Annotated in this window: 2 protein-coding genes; both read left to right on the top strand. The window is 45.3% G+C overall.

The genetic code is table 11. The features are described 5' to 3' along the window. On the top strand, positions 1–181 hold a 181-nt coding region (locus FA727_RS24610; RefSeq protein ID WP_206663861.1), incomplete at its 5' end, for a hypothetical protein. Positions 182–861: 680 nt separating this feature from the next. Then, positions 862–1,653, top strand: a 792-nt coding sequence (locus tag FA727_RS24235) for a retropepsin-like aspartic protease (protein ID WP_158318969.1), incomplete at its 3' end; no start/stop codon positions are given.

The following is a 1,653-nucleotide window of genomic DNA, read 5'->3' as shown; positions in this document are numbered from 1 at the left end:
AAAAACAAACCAAGGAACCTCCATGAACTCTTCCACGAGATGGAAAAGTTTTGCAGATCAGACGATGATCACAGGAGAAGAATCAACGAAAGAGCCATGCTCAGAAAAGCAAACGGAAACTATAAGCAGCCCACATACGAAAAGCAGAACTACAACAGACCAACCCAAGTTTTTCACATAGAAAACGAGAGCGGCCAACATAATAACGAATCAAATGCAGCGAAGCAAAACTTCAACTCCTCATCCACACGAGGAAGAGGCGGACGAGGCAGAGGCCGTGGAAGAGGACGAGGCCAACAAGAAAGCCAGTCTCGATCTTGGTTCTGCCAATTCCATGGCGAAAACCCAGATCACAGTACAGGGAGATGTCCCATAACCATCAGGGTGAAGCAAGAAATGAACCAAAACAACAATCAAGGTCGCACAGTTCAAACAAATTCCTGGCAGTGCACCTCCCATAACACGCCGAATCCGCAGCTACAACTCCCGACGAATTCAGAATCCTTTTCAACATACCACCAGCCTCGTTTGGCTTGGCATCAAACCCAGTCCGAATCAAATCAACAAGCGCACAGCTCAATCCAATCCACCGCGGCAAGAAAAGACGAAACTATGATGCAAGCAGCTCCAACACCGAATTCAACACCCGCCAAGGGTCCCATTCCCTCTCGCGGAATGATTCTGCCTATAGCAGGAGGATCTTCAGTCGACTTCGAAAGCAAAAGACAAAGAAAAGACTACTTCAGAAGAGTGCACGCAATACTACCCAATGGCCCAGTAATAAAAACCCATTGGTCGCATATTCCAATAACCTTTACTGAGCAGGATCTCAAACTCCAATGTTATCCTCACACTGATGCCATGGTCATCGAAACAAATGTGGCAGGCTGGGAGCTAACAAAGATACTGATAGACGATGGCAGTTCAGCTGATATTATCTTCGCAAGTGCCTTCGATCAAATGAACATCAGCAGAAGCTTGTTACAACCATCAGAAACTCCACTCATTGGTTTCGGAGGAAAAAGAATCCGAGCCTTAGGAAAAATCGAACTACCGGTAACTTTGGGGGACCTGAGTAATCCCAGAACGGAACGAATCACTTTTGACGTAGTTGACATGTACTACCCTTACAATGCAATCTTCGGAAGAGGTTTTCTCAACACGTTCGAAGCCATTGTGCGACAGGCGTATCTCTGCATGAAACTTCCAGCATCAAATGGAGTAATCACAGTATTCGGAAACCAGCAAGTCGCAAGGGACATCGAACAAGGAATTACCCCAGGCGAGAAAAACGTCAACCTCTTGCAGGCAGAAACGAAACAAACAAGCAATAAAGTCCAAACAGAATCGATCAAAAAGACGCCATCGCAATCCAGAGTGGAAAAAGTAAAAGAAACTATTCAAGCACAAGACACCAAGCGAGTCTCTCTTGATCCAGGAGTCGAAGGTAGAGAGGTCACGATCGGAGCAGACCTTACCCCTCAAGAAGAGGAAGATTTGATAACTTTCCTAAGAGAAAATAAAGATGTTTTTGCATGGACAGCTGCAGATCTAAAGGGTGTCAGCAGAACCATAATCGAGCATAGCCTCAACATAAACCCGAAGACAAAGCCAAGAAAACAAAAATTGAGAAAAATGTCGGATGAGAAGGTA

Source organism: Robertmurraya kyonggiensis (assembly GCF_005116465.1).
GTDB classification, from domain to species: Bacteria; Bacillota; Bacilli; order Bacillales; family Cytobacillaceae; genus Robertmurraya; species Robertmurraya kyonggiensis.
This window is presented reverse-complemented; position numbering and strand designations above follow the sequence as displayed.